The sequence below is a fragment of the Runella salmonicolor genome (assembly GCF_024158025.1).
In the GTDB taxonomy this organism is placed as follows: Bacteria; Bacteroidota; Bacteroidia; order Cytophagales; family Spirosomataceae; genus Runella; species Runella salmonicolor.
This window is the reverse complement of record NZ_JAMZEL010000001.1, coordinates 1,034,745-1,051,763: the sequence shown is the minus strand read 5'-3', so window position 1 is coordinate 1,051,763 and position 17,019 is coordinate 1,034,745. Positions and strand designations below refer to the sequence as shown.

The following is a 17,019-nucleotide window of genomic DNA, read 5'->3' as shown; positions in this document are numbered from 1 at the left end:
AAGATGAAATTTAAATTAATAATCGGCTATATAGCGCTTTTTACCCTCGCATCAAACTGGGTTTTTGGTCAAGATTCTTGGAAAATTGATTCCACCCGCCTTGTCTTTTACATTTCAAACGCAGGTCTTGACGTAGAGGGTAGCATGACAGGAATAACTGCCCAAATCAAATTCTCAAAAAACAAATTAGACAGAAGTCTTTTTGTAGCCGAAGCCAAGCCCGAAACCATACACACTGGCATCAAACTGCGGGACAAACATTTGAAAAAAGCGGATTATTTTGACATTGAGAAATATCCAACCATCAAAATCGAAAGCAAAAAAATAATACAATCAAAAAACGGTTTTGATGCCTATTGCGCCATTACACTCAAAGGACAAACGAAGGAAATTGTGATACCATTTATGTTCAAACAAACCAACCGCAAAGCAGAATTCAAGGGAACATTTTCGCTGAATCGCTTGGACTTTGGTTTGGGTGAAAAAAGCATTGTCTTATCTGATACCGTTAAAATTGACATTTGGGCTGGTACAAGTCGGGGTACTAATTGATAGCACTTCATTTTTTTAACCAATAAAATCAAATATTTATGAAAAGCAAGGCCTTCTTCCCAACCGTTATTTTTCTTGCCTGTATAGCAACCACAAAAGTGATAGGCCAAACTAATACAGACGCTCTGCGAATAGCCGAAATAGACAAGAGCTATTGGAAGGAAATATCCCGAACGGTAAAAGAAGGTGATTTTGAGGGCTACAAAGCTACTTGCCACGAGAATGCCGTCTTGGTGACTACCTCAGGAAAAAATAAGTATTCAGTACCTATGACGGCTGCATTGGCTGGGTGGAAACAGGGTTTTCTTGATACCAAAAACGGGAAGCAGATGGATAACGTTCAGTTTCGTTTTTCACAAAGAATAGGCGGCGAAACTACGGCTCACGAAACAGGGATTTTCTATTTCACCTCCCACGATAGCACGGGCAAGCTCATTGCCGAGAGTTATACACACTTAGAAGCATTGTTGGTAAAGCAAGGCGACAAGTGGGTATGTTTGATGGAATACCAAAAATCTAAGGCTGCCAAAGAAGAATGGGATGCTTTGAAGTAATCATTTCCTTTTCAAAACAATAAATCAATTTATGAAAACAACACTTCATCACGTCCTATTATCGCTACTTGTTGGGGTATTACTCACGGGGGCCGCTTGTACTTCAAGCACCGATAAGGAAGAAAAGCAGACCGTCACCGACTCATTGGTGATGGAGCAAGTCAGCGATGGCAAATGGGTCATCATGGACAGCAAAAAAATGGCGCTCTACGCAGTATTTGTTTATGACAACGGCCCCGATTACCCGTCGGAGGGGTTGATAAGGGTGGTAAAAAACGGCAAAATTGGTTATGCTGATGCCAAAACTTATGAAATCGTCATCGAGCCTCAATTTGACTGCGCCTATCCTTTCGAAAACGGCAAAGCCAAAGTGAGCAACCAATGTCAAACCGTCAAAGAGGGTGAAAACCGTAGCTGGGTGAGCGATGCCTGGGAATACGTGGATAAAAGTGGGGCAAAAAAATAGCCGTTAATTTTTAATCAAACTTCGTCATTAAATCTTACTAAACCCTTGAAAATTTGACTGCTTCTAAAGAAATAACCCGCCGTAACTTCCTTGAAATGAGCACACAAGGGGCTGTTGGTCTTGGGCTTCTTCCACTCATAAACTCTGCTTGTTCGGATGCCAACGCCGCCAAAACAGTCAATGGAGCTTGTTGTTTGGACTGCCCCGACTCGTGCAGTTGGCAGGTAACTGTCCAGAACGACAAAGTCACCGATTTTAAAGCTCCTGCCGAGCACCCTTTTACGGCAGGAAAACTCTGCGACAAAATGGCCAATTATCCCACCGACGTCACCTACTCTCCCAACCGATTGCTTCATCCTTTGAAAAGAATCGGTAAAAAAGGTGAAGGAAAGTTTGAAGAAATTACGTGGGAAAAAGCGATTGCGGAAATCAGCGCCCAACTGCAAATAATCATCAAAGAAAAGGGCGGAGAGGCAATTTTGCCGTTTAGTTACGGAGGCAACGAAGGCAAAGTACAAATCGGTGCAGGGGATAATTTCTTTGCCCACATCGGGGCTACTCAATTGGAGCGAAGCATCTGCGGTGGAGCCGTGGAAGCCGGCATCATGGCGACCAACGGCCAAACCACGGGCGTATTACCCGAAGACATCATTCATGGCCGATACCTTGTTTTGTGGGGCACAAACCCCGTTCATTCCAATCAGCATTTATGGACGATTATTGAAAAAGCCCGCGCAAAAGGTGCAAAGTTGGTGGTCATTGACCCGTTTCAATCGCAAACTGCCATGCAGGCCGATTGGCACATTCAACCGCTGCCAGGCACCGATACCGCATTGGCGCTGGGGCTTATCCACGTTATTTTAAACGAAAAACTGCAAGACCAAGATTATATTGACAAGTACACCACAGGCATTGAAGAACTAACCAAGCACGTAGAACGGTATTCGCCCCAAGCCGTGGCTCAAATAACGGGCCTCGACGAAACAGACATCACCCAATTGGCCCGCGAATACGCCAAAGGAAGTCCCTCGCTCATCAGGGTCTTGATTGGCCTTGAGCACCAAGCAAACGGGGCCAGTGCTGCCCGGGCCATTGCCATGCTGCCCGCCCTCACGGGAGCTTGGAAACAGTTGGGCGGTGGGCTGATGAACATGACTTATGAACTTTTTGGCGATGCCCTCAACTACCAACTTCTTGATACACCCGAAGAACTGAAAAACAAAAAGACCAGAAAGATAAACATGGTGCAGCTGGGCAAAGCCCTAACTAGTAAAGACTTAAGCCCCGCCATTCATGCCTTTTTTGTGTTTAACTCAAATCCCGCCGTCACCATGCCTAATCAAAACTTGGTGGTAAAGGGTTTAGAAAGGGAAGATTTATTGACCATTGTTTTGGAACACTTCCTGACCGACACAGCTCGCTATGCCGACTACGTATTTCCAGCCACCACGGCCCTCGAAAACTGGGACCTTTTGACCTCCTACGGAACGCCTTACCTGACTTTCAACGAACCGGCCATCGAACCTTTGGGGCAATCAAAACCCAACACCGAGTTTTTTAGACTGCTCTCCAAAGCAATGGGTTTCACGGAAAAGTACCTGTATCATGCCGATTTGGACATTGTGAAAAGCCTTTTGGACAGCGACAAGCCCTACATGAAAGGAATCACGTTTGAATCGCTCCGAAAAACAGGATGGGCCAAATTAAATATACCCGAAAAATGGATGCCCCACACCGAAGGTAATTTTGGCAAACTGGGCGGTAAATGCAAGCTGTACGATGCGGGCCAAAATCCACCCATCGCCGACTATGTTCCTTTTGCGTATTCGGCAGAAGATTTGGCAAAATACCCGTTGCATTTATTGACCGTCAAATCCACCAAAAATTTCTTGAACAGCACCCGTGCCAACCACGAAAAACACACTAAAAAGGAGGGGAAGCCTTATTTGGACATCCACGAAGCCGATGCCAAACTGCGGAACATCGCGGATGGCGACGAACTCAAAGTTTTCAACCAACGAGGCGAAGTGTATCTGACCGCCCGCATCAAAAATAAAGTGAGAAAAGGCGTAGTTTGTTTGCCCCAAGGTTTTTGGTCGTCGTTGATGAAAGGCGGCTCATCGGCCAACGCCCTCACGCACGACCTACTGACCGATATGGGCGGAAGCGCCGCCCTCCAAGAAGCCCGAGTAGAGGTGGTGAAGGTTTGAAAACATTAATTCCTTCATTATCTTGAATAATTTTCTATTACCTTGGTATGCCAAGTAAGCCAATTACTCCTAAACCTTTTTCCTAATGAAAATACTTTTTAAAGTCCTCATTTTGAGTCTTATTGTGACATTAAAAGGCTTTTGTCAAGCCAATCAACCCCTTGTCCAAACCGTAAATTCTTTTCTTAATACGCTCAGTGCCGACGAGATGAAAAAGACGGTGTATGCTTTCAATGACAGCCTCCGCCACAAATGGACCAACCTGCCCGTGGGTCTGGTGCCTCGGCCGGGTATTGCCTACGGCTCGCTTTCTGACAAAAGTAGATTGGCTTTTCATCGGGTGCTTTCGGCCATGCTCAGTTCGCAGGGATATTTGAAAACCACCAGTATTATGGCCTTGGACGACATCTTAAATTCACTTTATCAACAGTCTTTTGATGAAGGCAAAATTGACCAAAAACTCCTGAAACGGATGCAGGATTTTAAATGGGCTTACGGAAATTATTTTGTTTCCATCTGGGGCAAACCCGACACCAAAGCACCTTGGGGACTCAATTTTGGGGGACACCACATGGCATTGAGCCTCACTTCCGACGGCAAGAACATCACCATGTCGCCCTATTTCATTGGTACCGACCCCTCCGAAGTTAAGTTTGGAAAATATTCGGGTCTGCGGGTGCTGAGCAAAGAAGAAGACTACGGATTTATGTTCATAAACTCACTTACGGATGCCCAAAAAGCGGTTGCTATTTTGAAACAAGATGTTCCTAAAGACATCATCACTTCACCGCAGGCCAAGCAGCGTATTGAGGGATACTACGGCATTGCGGCTAAAGAGTTGAACGAAACGCAAATGACGATTTTCAAACTATTGATTCAAGAATATACCCATAATTTTGAACACGACAAAGCCCATCAATTGATGGAGAAAATCATGAAATCGGGCATCGAAAAGGTGTATTTTGCTTGGATAGGGAGCCTCGACAACAACAAACCCCACTATTACATCATCCATGGGCCTGATTTTTTGATTGAATATGACAACGTAGGCTTTCAAAATGATGGCAATCATATTCACGCCATTCTTCGTGAAAAAGGCAACGATTTTGGCGAGGATATTTTGCACCAACACTACAAAGCATCCAAACATTGAGTTTTGATACAACCTTTACTCATCTGGATTTGCAATCGGCTTTCCTAAACTTGTTCTACACTTATTTACAAAAGCAGGATGATGAAATCTCAATCTATCCTATTACTGTTTTTATGTCTTTGGTCAGCCTGTACAAGTCAGCAAAGCAATCACCCGTCGAGCCTTGTTGATAATTACTACACCCAAGCCAACACCAACCGAACCGCCGCCGAATGGGAACCTGCCAAAGGCACGATGGTAGTGTGGCCTTTGTGCGTGCCGTACAAATTGGTGGTAGAATTGGCCAAAGACAATCACCTTTATACGTTGGTCGCCAACGACTCGTCCAAAATCGAAGCCCAAAAATGCTACGACAAATGGGGCATTGCGGCTGCCAACAATACATTTGTACAAGCTCCGCAAGGCATAGACGCTTGGTGGACGAGAGACTGGGGGCCAAGCGCCATTTTTACGCCCGATGGCACCATGAAACTCGGCGACGGCAAGTACATCTTTGCCACCCCAAACACCAAAATAGGTTGTAATGATTCTTTAGAATTTATCTACAAAGACCAAGAAAACAGAATCATCAAGACCGAAACCGACGACAACGCCACCCTGCCACTGGCCAAAGGCTTGAATATCGGGGTGTTGGACTTACCCTTTATCACCACGGGTGGCAACGTCCTGACCGATGGGCTCGGCACGGCGTTTTCCTCTTGTATCTTGCTGAATGAGAACAAGTTTTACGGGGTTTCTAAAGACAATTTCTTTCGTCTCAACAAAGAATTAGCTGGATTTGGTAAGTACCACATTCTTCCCAACTTTGAAAAACGGGGCATCCAACACCTTGACTGTTTGATGAAACTCCTAGACGAAGAACGCATACTCGTGGCCCAACCACCCACCGACCATGAGCTGTATGCCATTTATGAAAACATCGTTGAGAATGAATTGAAAAAATTGAAATCCGTCTATGGTCGCCCTTACCAAATCATCCGAATAAAAACGGGCCGCTACGACAAAGAACAATTGGCGGCGTATACCAATTCGATTATTGTCAACAAAACCATCTATGTACCGCTGTTTCAAATCAAAGAAGACAGCGCAGCTCTCCAAACGTGGCAAAAAGCCATGCCAGGCTACACCATTAAAGGATTTACCTTTGCTTTGAAAGATGAACCCGTGGTCTCGAAGGCCATGCAAGAACACTACAAATCAGGCTACGGCTGGAACTTTGGCGATGCGCTACATTGCCGCACCCGTGCGGTGTGGGACAGTCAGATGCTTTACCTCACGGTCAAAAGGTTGCCCGTGCAAGTAGCACGCAACGAGCCTTTGACTGTGTATGCTACCATTATAGATTATAGCAAAAAAGGGTTGGAGACGCAAGCCCAGAGGTTGTATTGGCGCGTGAAAGGAGAACAAAACTGGAAGGAAGAAGCCCTCAAACCGACCGACATTGACACGCATTTTGCGGCTACCATTCCAGCCAACGCCTCCAACAAAACCATCGAATATTACATCTCAGCGGCCTCAAAATCGGGCAAAACAGAAACCATGCCCCGCACTGCACCGATTGGGTTTTATACGGTAGAGCGATAACCACGTATTCCAAAAACGTTGAATTGGGCGCACCTCCATTTTCGTCTATGATGCTCGTTATTCAGCAGCTAGGCTGGCTTTGGGGTATTTTTTGAGTGGAGATGTTTTATTAAACGAAACCATAAAATTCCCTTTAACTTCTCAGTTTGGCAGATACGATAATTAAATCACCGAAATACTGCCTATATTGATTATCCTTCAGAGCGGATTTTGGAATCTGCTCTGAAGGATATAAGGGATTAATTAATCGGCATCAGGTGCGATAAGAACGGGAAGTTCGGCATCAAATAGAGCAATAAACGCTTCACTTGTTAATATATGGCCTTGTTTTTGAGCCTGATTGGCAAGTTGATAACCAAATTCAGCCGCTTTCATTCTTTGGTTTGGCGTACCATGATGTCCATCATTGTCAAATGCACAGTCTCCTATTGAATAAAAAACACCCAAAAACTCTTGAACTCTTTTCCAATTTAAAGCCGCTCCGCGTTTATGAGTAAGAAAATAAGCAGAGAGGGCATCGGCCATTAATTCCGTTCTTCTGGTTCCTTCAGGGCTATTGCCAAAATCCACATTTTGAGCAAACTGCACATGGTGGCCATACTCGTGAGCCAATATGGCCTGTGTGGCCACATCACTGTAGCCCAGATCAGCATACGCCTGTTGAATGCCATCGCCCATTACAATTTTTTTGGGAAGACCGTAAGCAGGCTCAGCAGTCGAAGCAAAGGCATTAAACGTCAACAAAGGATTGTTAAAATAATGAAATTTAGGGGAGCCAAATACCGCTTGCAATGTCAATGCTAAATCTAAGGCGATATCGTCGGGAACAGGCCCTCCATTATACGTAAAAAATGTCTTAACCAATGTTACCACTAGAGGTACATTATTATAGACTGTTCCGTGGGCATCCGCAATTTGAATATCGGTCGGAATATTCCAGAATCGCTTTAAATCTTTAAAAACACGGTTGGTCACGTTGGTAAACTGCCCAGTTGTACCAAAAGAATCTCCACCATCGGTATTGTCTAGAAAATAGGCTTCCAAAAAAGCAAAATCACCGAAGTTATTGTATAAGAAAAAGTCACTACTTGTCCAACCCACAATAAGCGATGGAATATATCCATCAAGTTCGGTCGGTCCGCACTCATAGTCATCAGGATTAATTGCCCTTTGTACCAAAGATTGGTAATAAGTATAATCAGCGGTTTTTGACCAAATAGATGATTGAACCCCAGCCCGCGCATTTGAAGCTCCGGGGGCCGTTTTTGCTAAAGCCGAACCAAACTTAGGAACCAATTTGCCTTCTTTAATTAAGGCATTTAATCTTTCTTTTGCCAATGTTAAATTAGCTTCCTGCGTAGTGTTGTTTTCAGTAACATTTAAGGAGGATTCTCTTTCGCATCCTGTCAATAAAAAGAGCGAGACCATTGAAAGTACTAGTAGCTTTTTCATGTTTTTGTAGTAAAGGTTTATGATTTGCTAATATACCAAAAAAACATTATAATCGTCAACTTGGTTTTATTTAAAGGTTGTATTGGGATAAATAAACAGAATGGGTCTATAATTGCCCGTAGGTATACAGAATAAATCAAAAGGGATAAATATAAATATTCGCAAACCTTTTTTCAATTTCAACAAACGCAAAGCAGTTGCCGGAGCCAAAAAAGATGCTTGTTTTTTTTATTGTCAGTTTCTTGAATTGTTTTGGTAACCAATGCCTAATTACAAATAATCCTTCTATATATTGAATCATAAATCATGAAAATTATTTTGTTCTTCGTAGTCTCCTTATTGAGCCAATCCTTCAGTTTCGCCCAAAAACCACGCGCGAGAGAAATCGGAATTCCTTTTGAAGGTACAACGGGAAAATTCAATGCCATCACGGATGTAAAAGGCGTGGAGGTGGGTTATAGCACCATTATTTCTGGTCAAGGTAAGAATATACGCGGCAAAGGACCTATAAGAACGGGCGTTACGGCTATATTGCCAAGAGGACGAAATAATAAACCTGTATTTGCCAACTGGTACTCATTGAATGGCAATGGTGAAATGACCGGTACTACTTGGATCACCGAATCAGGTTTTTTAGAAGGGCCGATAATGATAACCAACACGAATAGCGTGGGTGTAGTGCGGGATGCGGTCTTGAAATGGTATGTAAAAACGGGTTGGTATAAAGAAGATTTTTGGTACACGTATCCCGTCGTGGCCGAAACTTACGATGGTTTTTTAAATGATATTTACGGATTTCATGTCGAAGAAAAACATGCCTTCGAAGCCTTAAATACGTCCAAATCAGGCGTAATACAAGAAGGTAATGTAGGCGGTGGTACGGGTATGATGTGTCTGGGTTTTAAAGGAGGAACGGGTAGCTCTTCCAGAATTGTCAAAATTAAAGACTCTACCTATACGGTAGGCGTCTTGGTTCAATCCAACTTTGGTGGCAAAAAAAACTTCACCATTGCGGGAGTATCCATAGGACAGGAGTTGAAAGACACTCTAAACTACGAGTTCAATGCGCCTCCTTCCTACCAACCTGGCGATGGCTCCATCATTGTTGTGGTGGCAACTGATGCACCACTGCTACCGCATCAGTTAAAAAGAATCTCGGCGCGGGTTCCTATTGGCGTAGGCAAAGTAGGGGGCCGGGGTGAAAATGGTTCAGGCGATATTTTTATTGCGTTTTCGACCGCCAATCCCGCAGCATTTCAGCGTGAGAATTTCACAAAAGTAGACCAATTGCCCAACGAGTTAATTAATCCTTTATTTGAAGCCACTGTGCAGGCTACCGAAGAAGCCATCATCAACGCCATGGTTGCCGCTGAAACAATGGAAGGCATCAACGGAAATAAAGCCTATGCCCTGCCGCACAAAACGGTGATTGATGTATTGAAAAAGTATAACAGAGTAAAATAAATCAACTTCTGGTCGAGGTTTATGCAATGGATTATGATGCCTAAATCTTAAAAATCACGAACAATGAAACCAACCCAATCCATCAATTACCGTTACATCATTATTTTCTTTATCGTCTTCTTTTTGTGTGCGATTGTGGGTTTCTGGAACTCCTATTTTACCAGAATTTTTGACCAAGAAAACTACCGTATGCACACCCACGGCATGGCCCTTATCATGTGGCTTGTTATACTCATCATTCAGCCGTATTTGATACGGACTAAAAAAGTGCGACTTCATAGAACACTCGGAAAATTCTCGTATCTGCTGGTACCGATATTGGTATTTACCACACTGGACTTACTCAAATACAGTTTATCAAAGTTTGAACAGCTTGGAAGCACAGGTTATTTTTTCGTGGCGTTGGTGGTCAATGCGCTAATCGCGTATTTGATTTTTTATGGGTTGGCCATTTATCATAAACGCAAAGCCAACATCCACGCCCGCTACATGATTTGTACGGCGTTTCCGATGTTTACACCCATCACCGACCGCATCATTGGCAATTATATTCCTTCGTTAGTTGCCTATGTACCCACCATTGACAGAATGCCCGTTGTTCCCGTCATCGGGTTTCTGATGGCCGACCTTATTTTGGTGGGGTTGAGTATTTGGGATATTCGCTCAAATAAGCGGTGGAATATTTTTCCGGTTGCCTTAGTCATTTTACTACTCTACCATTTTTCGGTACTCAACTTTTACAAATACCCTTTTTGGCAATCGTTCTGTGAGTGGTTTCATGTAGTTTAATGAGGGTTCGGAATTTACTATTAAATTATCTCTCAAAACCAACGGATGATGAAAACCCTAGCCTTCTTTCTCGCCCTCATAAGTAGTTTTGGTTTTAGCCAAAACAGAAAATTAATTGATAGCTTAAAATACGAAATTACCATAGCAATAGCATTAGAATATGGCTTAAAAGGTAGTTCTGGATTTGAAAAATTAAAAGATACTTTGGGTTTTATGGAGAACTATCAGAGACGAGGTTGACGGTAGCGCTATCTACTCAAACCCATTGATAACGAATGTATTAGTATTTGTCGTAAAATAAATCCAATATGAGAAACTCTACCCTGCTCCTTTTTTGCTTTGCCGTTGGCTGTGTATTCACCGCCAACACAAATGCCTACGCTCAACACGACCACCACGTGGACGATACCAAAAACAGCCATAATCACCTCGCCCACATGCAGGCATCACGAAAACAAAACTTTTATATCCACAACCTCCCAAGCCCCAAATTGATGACAGGAATCGGGGGCTCAAAAATGAAGATTGAGACCAAATCCGAAAAAGCACAACAGTATTTCAATCAAGGACTTAACCTATTGCACGATTTTTGGGATTTTGAGGCCTACCGTGCCTTCAAAGAAGCCATTCGGCAGGATTCTACCGCCGTGATGCCGTATTGGGGACTACTCCAAACCCCTGGCCCTGAGGAAGACAGCGTACTGACAGGTCAGAAAAAAAATGCCGTAAAACAATTGAAAAAGCTACTCAAAACCGCCAACGAACACGAAAAACTGTATGCCGAACTGGCACTTTTGGACGATTCGCTCAAAGAAAAAGCCTATCCAGAAATGCTCAAAAAGTACGAGATGATTGTCCATAAATTCCCCGATGATATTGATGCTAAGTTGTTTTTGGCCTTAGGCAAAATGAGTGGTTTTGATACCGATTTGAATCCCAACGATGGTATGATTTACAGTGAATACCTGTTACGAGATATACAACGAGCCGAACCCAACAACCACGCCTTTCATCACTATTGGATTCATCAGATGGAGCATTGTTGCCCCGAAAAGGCCCTGCAAAGTGCCGATTTATTGACCTCTCTCGCCCCTACCTCTGGTCACATCGTTCACATGCCAGGGCATATTTACAACCGAGTGGGAGATTACAAAAAAGCCCACGATTCGTTTGTGGCGGCGGTAAAAGTGGATTCGGCTTACATGAAAAACGAGGGCATTCAGGAAGTAGACAACTGGAATTATATCCACAATATCAATTATTTAATCAACAATTGTGTTCACGATGGGAGGCACAATGAGGGGCTTTATTATGCCGAAAAACTAAAAAGTATGCCCGTGACCAAAGAGCGTAAAAAAGCCTACGACGGTACGTTTTTTCAACAAGGCATACTGGCGCCTGCTAAAATGGAAATGGCGTTTGGGTATTGGGACAAAGCCGTAGCGCAGTTGGAGAAAATTCTCGATAAAGATACCGTTTATAGTGTGTCAAACATGGATTTTAAAAATGGCTTGTTGCTCTTTTGCAGAGGCATGGATGCCCTTGCAAAAGGCAAACTCAATGAAGCTACCCAGTTCTCCAATAGTTTAGACGCTTTTTTGTGGCGCAACGAAAAACAAGCGGGAAAAGACAGTACCCTGAGCAAATGGCTACAAAACCCGCTGAATACGGCTTCTTTGGAGCTACAAGGTTGCATCGAAAGTGAGGAGGGCAATTATACACAGGCGATAAAGTTGCTGGAAAAAGCCCAAAAGCAAGAATTGGAGTTAGGCTACGGCGAACCTCCACTGTATGCGCGACCAGTGGCCGTGAGCCTCGCCCGAACACACGAAAAAGCAGGCCAATGGGATAAAGCCCTTGAAAGCTACAATTCACTGCTCAAAAGATTTCCCATTAGTGCCTACGTTTATCATGCTATGCTCAACTTATATGTCCAGAAAAACGACCCCGCCAAAATCAAGGACTTGGAAATCAAGTTAAAAGAAGCCAGCAAGTACGGCGATAAGGGCATTTATACAATAGCCAAGAAAAAGTGACAGATTAGATATACCAAGTCCGCAGCTTTGTGTTGAGGTACTGATATCGTACTTGGTGACTAACCCATCGTTTTATGATGTTTAATACGGGGAGCTAAATCTATGAAAATTGTCACTTTAATAACATCTGCTTTTTTGTGGGTTGCTACATTAGCAAAAGCACAAACGACGATTCGGTTTGTGCCGGAAAATCCGTTAAAAAACGGCACTGAACAACCCTTTGGGCGCGGTAGAATTGAGCAAACTGGACAGGGTGTTACCCAAAAACTACGTATTGAATTACCCCAAAAAACGCTCAACTTAACCCTGAAACCCAGTCGGCTCAAAGAATATGATCACATTTTTACGTCGGAAGGGCAAGAACCAAGCAAGGTGGATTTTTTTGAAGCAACGGATAATGGCCAAAAATACTATGTAACGGCTATTGACCACCAATTTTATGGTTTATTGATGGTCGAAGACGGTGATTTGGTCAGTTTGGAAAAATCGAATGACTCGCTGTATTCTTACCAAAAAATGAGCCCAAACGGAGCGTTAGGTTATTCCTGTAACCACGACCATCAACCAGTGGCCAAAACCTCCGCGTCTGCCCGAGTTGGGGTGGGGCTTTTGAGCGGTTGTTATGAGTTTCCAGTAGGCTTTGTGTGTGACTACGCCCACTATCGTTTTTTGAATCAAAACCGAGCTGAAGTTGAGGCGGATAATCTTCTGAAATTGGCCGCTGCCCAAGAAATATGGGGCCCCTATGTATTTAACGCCAACATTTCGTTCATTGTAATCGGTCAGGTGATTCAGACCAACGAAATGAATTCCCCTTGGACCACTGACAGTCGTAAATCGCTGGCTACGGTTTGGGGAGAATTTCATAACTCATGGCCAAAACCCGCTGATTGGAAAAAACATAAATCGCTGATTTTGGCGGGAATCACGGGGATAAACTTTGGAAATACACCCAATGAACTTAGCACTTGGGGATACGGGGGAGGGGGGCAAAATGAGTTTGGAATGGGAACGGTGGTGCTGAAAAACTTTCCAGATGCCGCTCAAACAAGGTGGCTGTTTGCGCACGAATTAGGCCATGCTTTTGGGGCAGGTCATGACGAATTTTCGGGTTATGTAATGTTTCCTCAATACGGAGCTGCTAGTTGGAGTCCCAAAAGTAAAGAAACGATTAACGGAACATTGGGTCGGTTGGAAACCCAAAATTTGCTTGCTCAATGTGCGGTCATCAACTTAAGGTATGAGGTAAAGAAAGACAGCCTAGCGATGGCGTGGCAAACCAATTACGATGCTATAGGAGATTCATTTGTGATTGAACACAGTGTAGATGCGCAAAAAACGTGGGCTACGATCGGCACATTTCCCTCAGCGGGTGTTTCTTCCTATCAAAAAACCTTAGCATATTCGTTACCTATGGGAACAACGGCGTACTTTCGGGTGCATCAACGGGGGCAAAAAAACATTACCTCTAATGTTGTTACGGTAAGCATAACGGGTTTGGAAAATGATCCTTTGGACGAGAATGTTTCTATCTATCCCAATCCGTTTTTTAACCAATTGTCTATAAAAACCCTGACTCCGCAAAGTGTCGTCATTTATGACCTGACGGGGCGGGAAATACTGCGAATTGCGACGCCCAAAAACCATCACATCATAGATGCCGCTTCGTGGAACTCGGGGAACTATTTTATCCAACTGAATGCCAGTGCGTCAAAGGTTTATAAGGTGGTCAAGTAAGTTTGTCAGCAAGCCTTCTTTTTCATTAGAAGGTCTGCTTTCTTACGGCCAATGAAACCCTAATCCTCCAGTTTATCCACCATGAAACTACGTATCAAGGCATTATTGATGGTCCTGTTTGGTAGCGTGTTTGCCACTTTTTGCCACGCCCAAAATAAAGATTTAGAAACCATCAAAGGGCGAATCGTCACCGAATTGATGAGCAACAACGTCAGCGATAAGGCCATAGAAGCCATCATCGCCAAGATGAACGACGACGGCAGTTTTCAGGGAATCAACTACGCCGACCTCAGCCGAACCGCGAGCTTTCCGCACGGAGGCCACACCCGCGATCTGGTGTATTTGGCCAAAGCCTATAAAACCAAAACCTCCGCTTTTTATCAAAATAAAAAAGTCAAAGACCTGATAACGAAAGGGTTGGAGTATTGGGTAAAAAATGATTTTGTGGGCGACAACTGGCACGACAATCAAATCACGACGCCCACTAACTTGGGCAATCTGATGTTGGTCATAGGGGATGAACTGCCCAAAGACTTGGTAGAAAAAGCCCAACCCATGATTGGTCGGGCCAATATGAGTGCGTCGGGTGCCCGTCAAAGCGGCGACCGAATCGTGATTGCAGGGATTCTGGCCAAAAATTTGCTCTTCAGGGGAGATGCGAAGGAGTTTGACAACATCATCAAAATCATTGAAGGCGAAATGAAATTTGCGACGGGCGAGCGCGGCATTCAGCACGATTACAGTTTTCACCATCGCGTCGATCGCGTCAATAATACCTCCTCCTACGGCTACGGCAAATATGCCAACGCGTACGGCGAGTGGTCGTTTTATGTGGCTGGCACCAAGTATCAGTTTTCCAAAGAAAAAATAAACCAACTCGTAGACTATTATTTGGACGGGATTTACAAACAAATGGTATACGGAGTCTACGAAGACATCAGCGTAAAAAACCGCAGTATTTCCCAGAAAGTAGCTTTTTTTCAGCCGCAAAGCACCCTCGAAATCGAACGAGTTTTGGTCAGTACCGATTACCGTAAAAAAGAGTTAGAAGAAATCATTCGGCTCCGCAAAGGAGAAGCCAAACCTTCTCAATCGTTCGCCAAATTCTTCTGGCAAACCGAGCATTTTGTGTTTCAGCGGCCCGGGTTTTATACCACCGTCCGGATGTTTTCTACCCGCAACCGCAACATGGAAGAGCCCTACAACGGCCCAGGCAAAACCACCCACCACCGCGCCGACGGCACCAACTACCTGATGCTCAAAGGCGACGAATACCACAACATTTGGGCAGTGTATGATTGGCAAAAAATATCGGGCACTACTATCATGCAAAAGGCCAAATTGTACGGTCCGGAAGATATTCAGAAAGAAGGGTTGACGAACTTTGTAGGCGCCGTGACCGATGGGTTGTACGGAGCCGTAGCCTTTGATTTCAAAAGTCCGCACGACATGACTGAAGCCAAAAAATCGTGGTTCTTTTTTGACGAAGAATACGTTTGTCTCGGCACCGACATCAAATCAAAGCCCGATCTGCCCGTAGCCACCACCATTAATCAGGTATTGATGCGAAGCGACGTAACCGTCATGCAGGACGGCACAAAAAAGACCCTCCCGCAAGGTAACCGAGTGGCCGAAAAGGTGAAATGGGTTTACCACGACAAAGTAGGGTACATTTTCCCCGAGCCCACCACCATCAACCTGTCCAATCAGCCAGAAACGGGGCGTTGGTCAGATATTACTGACCAGAAAAACATCAGCACCGAAGTAGTCAAAGAAGACGTGTTTAAATTGTGGTTCAATCACGGGAACAAACCCAACGGCGCGTCTTACCAATACATTGTGGTGCCCAATGTGTCGGAGCAACAATTGGCTGGTAGCGCGAATCGTTCCATCGAAATCCTTTCCAACACGCCTGATTTACAGGCCGTAAAACACACTAACTTAGGCATCATTCAATTGGCTTTTTATAAGAACGGCGAAGTCGAAATTGCCAAAGGTTCAAAACTGAAAATGGACAGCCAAGGTATGGCAATGCTCAAAATGAACGGCAATCGACTGAAAGAACTCACCCTCGCCGATCCTTCCCGGAAATTGGGACGCATAACCCTCACCATGCCGGGCATTTACACCGCCAAAGGAGAAGGCTATTTTTCCGTCCCGGACAGCAAACAAAATACTACTTTATTGGTGGTGGACTTGCCGCAGGGAGTTTATGCGGGCAAAAGTGTGGGTGTAAAATTGTAGGGAGATTTTCAGCGCCGTAGCGCCGTTTAGGGTGTTTTCCACCCTCAACTCCTTCTTTTATTAACCTGAAAAACTTAGCGGTGAAAACATCATCACACAATATTGCTAAAGATTCAATATCCTATCTGCAATTTCTTCGCAGTGCTTATAATTACCACCTAAACCCATGCTAACGGTTTCAATATTAAAAAGGTGGCTAGCCATTTTTACTTTATCAGCCCCGTGAATTTTTAAACTTAAAATATGTAAGGCATAACTTCGGTATTCATCTCTTGCTTCTTCCATATCATTTATTCCAATTGGATCCCACTCCTTCCAAAGAAGTTCATCAATTAGTTGCAAAAGATTCTTTTGCTCACGGGTCATTTTCATTTCTAAGGTGTTCCGTTGTTTAACGCTGTTGAAGGTGTTTTTCACCCTCAACTCTTTCTCTTATTGACCTGAAAAACTTGGCGGTGAAAACACCACCAAGGGCGTAGGATTGACAATCGCTCTAAAATCCTCTTTTGCGTCGGATTGCCAAATCACCTTTTTAGCCATTGCTTTGCTTCTTTCATTACGTCAGCGTGCAAAATACCAGTCCCTTCATCTGCACTTTTTTTGGCCTGATTTAATCTTTCCAAGACTGTTTTTTCCTCATCTGTCAACTTTTGCTGCATAAACCAATCTAAAGACAGATTGAGGTCAATCAGTTCGGAAACATTGTCCAAGGCATCTATTTTCTTATGAATCTCCGCTTTCAATTCTAAAGTTGACATACTTTTACTGTTTTATTCTT

The 17,019-nt window shown here is 44.0% G+C and carries 15 protein-coding genes; 12 read left to right on the top strand and 3 right to left on the bottom strand.

Translation table 11 applies throughout. The features are described 5' to 3' along the window. The first annotated feature begins 3 nt into the window (after positions 1 to 3). From NCI00_RS04355 to NCI00_RS04330, 6 genes are all read left to right on the top strand, one after another. Entirely contained in the window at positions 4 to 552 is a 549-nt protein-coding gene (locus NCI00_RS04355; RefSeq protein WP_253525384.1) for a YceI family protein, read from the top strand. 38 nt (positions 553 to 590) lie between these two features. After that, complete coding sequence (locus NCI00_RS04350; RefSeq protein ID WP_253525383.1) at positions 591 to 1,106, top strand: nuclear transport factor 2 family protein; 516 nt, start codon at positions 591 to 593, stop codon at positions 1,104 to 1,106. A gap of 31 nt (positions 1,107 to 1,137) precedes the next feature. Then, on the top strand, positions 1,138 to 1,572 hold the full coding sequence (locus tag NCI00_RS04345; protein ID WP_253525381.1) for a WG repeat-containing protein: 435 nt from the start codon (positions 1,138 to 1,140) through the stop codon (positions 1,570 to 1,572). Positions 1,573 to 1,625: 53 nt separating this feature from the next. Further along, entirely contained in the window at positions 1,626 to 3,782 is a 2,157-nt protein-coding gene (locus NCI00_RS04340) for a molybdopterin-containing oxidoreductase family protein (protein ID WP_253525379.1), read from the top strand. An 85-nt stretch (positions 3,783 to 3,867) separates the two neighbouring features. Continuing rightward, positions 3,868 to 4,935, top strand: coding sequence for a DUF3500 domain-containing protein (locus NCI00_RS04335; protein ID WP_253525377.1), 1,068 nt, complete (start codon positions 3,868 to 3,870; stop codon positions 4,933 to 4,935). A 78-nt stretch (positions 4,936 to 5,013) separates the two neighbouring features. After that, positions 5,014 to 6,519, top strand: coding sequence for an agmatine deiminase family protein (locus tag NCI00_RS04330; protein ID WP_253525375.1), 1,506 nt, complete (start codon positions 5,014 to 5,016; stop codon positions 6,517 to 6,519). Between the two features lie 243 nt (positions 6,520 to 6,762). Here the strand turns inward: NCI00_RS04330 and NCI00_RS04325 are convergent, their stop codons facing one another. Continuing rightward, entirely contained in the window at positions 6,763 to 7,971 is a 1,209-nt protein-coding gene (locus NCI00_RS04325; RefSeq protein ID WP_253525372.1) for a neutral zinc metallopeptidase, read from the bottom strand. Between the two features lie 306 nt (positions 7,972 to 8,277). On the opposite strand from NCI00_RS04325, the gene NCI00_RS04320 reads away from it, so the two are divergent. The 6 genes from NCI00_RS04320 to NCI00_RS04295 all read left to right on the top strand — a co-directional run bounded on the left by NCI00_RS04320 (position 8,278) and on the right by NCI00_RS04295 (position 16,241). Next, a complete protein-coding gene (locus tag NCI00_RS04320; protein WP_253525370.1) occupies positions 8,278 to 9,435 on the top strand; it encodes a DmpA family aminopeptidase in 1,158 nt (385 codons plus the stop codon). Positions 9,436 to 9,498: 63 nt separating this feature from the next. After that, on the top strand, positions 9,499 to 10,224 hold the full coding sequence (locus NCI00_RS04315; protein ID WP_253525368.1) for a hypothetical protein: 726 nt from the start codon (positions 9,499 to 9,501) through the stop codon (positions 10,222 to 10,224). A 48-nt stretch (positions 10,225 to 10,272) separates the two neighbouring features. Beyond that, entirely contained in the window at positions 10,273 to 10,464 is a 192-nt protein-coding gene (locus tag NCI00_RS04310; RefSeq protein WP_253525366.1) for a hypothetical protein, read from the top strand. A 68-nt stretch (positions 10,465 to 10,532) separates the two neighbouring features. Further along, complete coding sequence (locus NCI00_RS04305) at positions 10,533 to 12,260, top strand: tetratricopeptide repeat protein (RefSeq protein ID WP_253525365.1); 1,728 nt, start codon at positions 10,533 to 10,535, stop codon at positions 12,258 to 12,260. Between the two features lie 102 nt (positions 12,261 to 12,362). Then, the gene (locus tag NCI00_RS04300) at positions 12,363 to 13,997 is read left to right on the top strand and encodes a zinc-dependent metalloprotease (RefSeq protein ID WP_253525363.1); all 1,635 of its coding nucleotides are present in this window, start codon (positions 12,363 to 12,365) and stop codon (positions 13,995 to 13,997) included. Positions 13,998 to 14,078: 81 nt separating this feature from the next. Next, on the top strand, positions 14,079 to 16,241 hold the full coding sequence (locus NCI00_RS04295; protein WP_253525362.1) for a polysaccharide lyase family 8 super-sandwich domain-containing protein: 2,163 nt from the start codon (positions 14,079 to 14,081) through the stop codon (positions 16,239 to 16,241). 105 nt (positions 16,242 to 16,346) lie between these two features. Here the strand turns inward: NCI00_RS04295 and NCI00_RS04290 are convergent, their stop codons facing one another. Then, entirely contained in the window at positions 16,347 to 16,613 is a 267-nt protein-coding gene (locus tag NCI00_RS04290; protein ID WP_253525359.1) for a hypothetical protein, read from the bottom strand. Between the two features lie 152 nt (positions 16,614 to 16,765). Beyond that, complete coding sequence (locus NCI00_RS04285; protein WP_253525357.1) at positions 16,766 to 16,999, bottom strand: hypothetical protein; 234 nt, start codon at positions 16,997 to 16,999, stop codon at positions 16,766 to 16,768. Positions 17,000 to 17,019 lie beyond the last annotated feature (20 nt).

Bases quoted from the DNA above. Each gene is read 5' to 3' on its own strand.
- NCI00_RS04355 (WP_253525384.1), top strand. From the start codon at position 4: ATGAAATTTAAATTAATAATCGGCTATATAGCGCTTTTTACCCTCGCA.
- NCI00_RS04350 (WP_253525383.1), top strand. From the start codon at position 591: ATGAAAAGCAAGGCCTTCTTCCCAACCGTTATTTTTCTTGCCTGTATA.
- NCI00_RS04345 (WP_253525381.1), top strand. From the start codon at position 1,138: ATGAAAACAACACTTCATCACGTCCTATTATCGCTACTTGTTGGGGTA.
- NCI00_RS04335 (WP_253525377.1), top strand. From the start codon at position 3,868: ATGAAAATACTTTTTAAAGTCCTCATTTTGAGTCTTATTGTGACATTA.
- NCI00_RS04330 (WP_253525375.1), top strand. From the start codon at position 5,014: ATGATGAAATCTCAATCTATCCTATTACTGTTTTTATGTCTTTGGTCA.
- NCI00_RS04325 (WP_253525372.1), bottom strand. From the start codon at position 7,971: ATGAAAAAGCTACTAGTACTTTCAATGGTCTCGCTCTTTTTATTGACA.
- NCI00_RS04320 (WP_253525370.1), top strand. From the start codon at position 8,278: ATGAAAATTATTTTGTTCTTCGTAGTCTCCTTATTGAGCCAATCCTTC.
- NCI00_RS04315 (WP_253525368.1), top strand. From the start codon at position 9,499: ATGAAACCAACCCAATCCATCAATTACCGTTACATCATTATTTTCTTT.
- NCI00_RS04310 (WP_253525366.1), top strand. From the start codon at position 10,273: ATGAAAACCCTAGCCTTCTTTCTCGCCCTCATAAGTAGTTTTGGTTTT.
- NCI00_RS04305 (WP_253525365.1), top strand. From the start codon at position 10,533: ATGAGAAACTCTACCCTGCTCCTTTTTTGCTTTGCCGTTGGCTGTGTA.
- NCI00_RS04300 (WP_253525363.1), top strand. From the start codon at position 12,363: ATGAAAATTGTCACTTTAATAACATCTGCTTTTTTGTGGGTTGCTACA.
- NCI00_RS04295 (WP_253525362.1), top strand. From the start codon at position 14,079: ATGAAACTACGTATCAAGGCATTATTGATGGTCCTGTTTGGTAGCGTG.
- NCI00_RS04290 (WP_253525359.1), bottom strand. From the start codon at position 16,613: ATGAAAATGACCCGTGAGCAAAAGAATCTTTTGCAACTAATTGATGAA.
- NCI00_RS04285 (WP_253525357.1), bottom strand. From the start codon at position 16,999: ATGTCAACTTTAGAATTGAAAGCGGAGATTCATAAGAAAATAGATGCC.